This window comes from bacterium (assembly GCA_018814885.1).
In the GTDB taxonomy this organism is placed as follows: domain Bacteria; phylum Krumholzibacteriota; class Krumholzibacteriia; order LZORAL124-64-63; family LZORAL124-64-63; genus JAHIYU01.
The window spans coordinates 1-2,544 of record JAHIYU010000068.1 but is presented as its reverse complement, the minus strand read 5'-3'; the positions used below and the strand labels follow the sequence as shown (position 1 = coordinate 2,544).

Genomic DNA, 2,544 nt, shown 5'->3' with positions numbered 1-2,544 from the left:
CACCGCGCAGCCGCGGCAGCCAGGGCGCGAAGAGCGCCGCCGCCAGCGCCAGGCGCACGCAGGCCACCGCCCGCGGGTCGAAATCCACCAGCCGGGTCTTGATCAGGCCGAAGGAGAAAGCCCAGATGAGCGACGCCGCCAGCAGCAGGAGCATGGGTTCACGTCCCCGCGCCCACGGAGGCGCCGCGGCGGCCGGTGAGCAGCCAGAGGAAGAAGGGGCCGCCGAGCAGCGCCGTGATCACGCCCACGGGCAGTTCCGCGGGCGCCGCCAGCACCCGCGACAAGGCGTCGCAGACCACCAGGAAGACGCCCCCGAACAACAGCGACATGGGGCCGAGCCACCTGTGGTCGGGGCCGATCACCAGACGGCAGATGTGCGGCGCCATCATGCCCACGAAGCCGATGGGACCGCAGATTGCCACCACGCCGCCGATCATCACCGACATGGCCAGGAACAGCACCTTGCGGTAGCGGGAGACGTCCACGCCGCGGCCGACGGCGATCTCCTCCCCCACGCTCATCAGGTTCAGCTCGCGGTGCAGGGCGAGCGCGGCGAGGCCGCCGAAGACCATCAGCGGCAGCAGGCTGAGCGGCTCGTCGGGTCCCACGGTGTCGAGCCGTCCCATGAGCCAGCGCAGGATGTTGAAGGAGTTGGCCATGTCCGACGTGTAGTGCACCATCAGGATGAAGCTGGAGAAGGTGAAGTTCACCGCCACGCCCGCCAGCAGCATGGTCCCGGTCGAAGAGCCGGGCCGCGAGCGGATCAGGCCGTAGACGACGCTGATCGCCAGCAGCGCGCCGGCGAAGGCCGACAGGGTCACGCCCGAGACGCCGAAGACCGCGAAGGACAGGCCCAGTCGGATGTAGAGCGTGGCCCCGAGGGCCGCGCCGCTCGAGACGCCCAGGGTGAAGGGCGTGGCCAGCGGGTTGCGGAACATGGCCTGGAACACCATGCCCGCCAGCGACATGGAGGCTCCGGCCAGGAACCCGAGCATCACGCGGGGCACGCGCAGCGACCAGAAGATCCGGGACTCGGGGTCGTCGGCGCCGGCGGCGATCACCGACTCCGGCGAGATCGACGTCATGCCCACGAACGGCGCTACGACGAGGACCACGAGGGTCAGGATGATCATGCCGGCCAGCAACAGAGGCTTCATATCCGGTCACCCTCCTCCGGGAGGATCATCGGCTGCCCGGTCACGGGATGCTCGGTGAAGAGGAACGACCGTTCGTAGAGTCGCGACAGCACCTCGTTGTCCATGAACTGGCCGGGCGGGCCGCAGAAGGCTATCTCCCCGTTGCGCAGGGCCAGGATGCGGTGGCTGTCCAGCGCCGCGCAGTTCAGGTCGTGGGTGACCTCGATCACGGTGATCCCCTTCTCGCGGTTGATGGTGCGCAGCACGCGGCGAAAGACGTCGCGGTGGCGGGGATCGAGGAACGTCGTGGGCTCGTCGAGCAGCAGGATGCGGGCGTTCTGGGCCAGGGCGGCGGCCAGCATGACCTTCTGGCGCTCGCCGCCGCTGAGGGTGTGCATGGCGCGGTCGGCCAACGAGCCGGTGCCGGTCAGCGCCAACGCGTCCTCGACGAAACGGAGGTCCCGGTAGTTCACCGACACGAAGGGGGTCAGATGCGGATAGCGGGCCATCAGGATGGTCTCGCGGACGGTGAAGGGGCTGTGACGGCCGCCGGCCTGGGGCACGTAGGCCACATGACGCGCCAGCTCGCGCTGCGTGAAGGCGGCGATGCTCACGCCGTTGATGTTGACGGCCCCGCGCCAGCCGCGGGCGACGCGGTTGATGCAGCGCAGCAGGGACGTCTTGCCGGCGCCGTTGGGACCGACGACGGCCAGGTACTCGCCCTCGCGCACGGCGAAGGAGACGTCGCGCAGGATGGGCCAGCCCTGCAGGTCGAGCCGCAGGTGGCGCACGTCCACCGCCATGGTCATCATCTGCGTCGATGTCATTCCGCATCCAGGATGGAGGCCAGCAACTCCAGCGTAGCGATGAACCGGGGGCCGGGAATCAGCAGGGCGTCGTCCGTCACCACGTGCACCCGTCCCGTTCGTACGGCGGGCACGGCGTCGTGGCGGCGCCAGGCCTGCTCCAGCTCGGCCCGCTTCCCGGGATCATCGGCGCACTCGGGCGCCAGGTCAATGATGACCTCCGGCGCCAGGCGCAGCAAGCCTTCCGTGGAGATCATGGGATAGCTGACAGTCGTCTCCGCAACGACGTTCCCGCCGCCGGCCAGGGCGAGCAACTCCCCCAGGAAGGTGCCGCCGCCGGCCAGATACAGATCGCCGAGGCGCCCCGACGTCACCTCGCGCCCCACCACGATCATGGTGCGGGGACGGGCCCGGCCGTCGTGCCGGGAGGCGATCGCCGCCAGCCGCCCGTCGAGCGCGGCGTGGAGGTCGGCGGCGCGTGCGGAGGCGCCGCAGGCCTCCCCCGCCTGAAGAACCGAGGCGAGGATGCCCGCCACGTGGCGATGCTCGACGACACACACGTCCAGCCCGAGGCGCCGCAGACGGTCCCCGGCCTCGGCATT

Annotated in this window: 3 protein-coding genes; all 3 read right to left on the bottom strand. The window is 70.3% G+C overall.

The genetic code is table 11. The features are described 5' to 3' along the window. Positions 1 to 158 precede the first annotated feature (158 nt). On the bottom strand, positions 159 to 1,157 hold the full coding sequence (locus tag KJ554_03950) for an iron ABC transporter permease (protein MBU0741490.1): 999 nt from the start codon (positions 1,155 to 1,157) through the stop codon (positions 159 to 161). Beyond that, the gene (locus KJ554_03945) at positions 1,154 to 1,945 is read right to left on the bottom strand and encodes an ABC transporter ATP-binding protein (protein MBU0741489.1); all 792 of its coding nucleotides are present in this window, start codon (positions 1,943 to 1,945) and stop codon (positions 1,154 to 1,156) included. Before KJ554_03945 ends, KJ554_03950 begins: the two co-directional genes overlap by 4 nt. 14 nt (positions 1,946 to 1,959) lie before the next feature. Further along, positions 1,960 to 2,544: ABC transporter substrate-binding protein (locus tag KJ554_03940; protein ID MBU0741488.1), on the bottom strand; the 585-nt coding region annotated here is incomplete at its 5' end.

Bases quoted from the DNA above. Each gene is read 5' to 3' on its own strand.
- KJ554_03950 (MBU0741490.1), bottom strand. From the start codon at position 1,157: ATGAAGCCTCTGTTGCTGGCCGGCATGATCATCCTGACCCTCGTGGTC.
- KJ554_03945 (MBU0741489.1), bottom strand. From the start codon at position 1,945: ATGACCATGGCGGTGGACGTGCGCCACCTGCGGCTCGACCTGCAGGGC.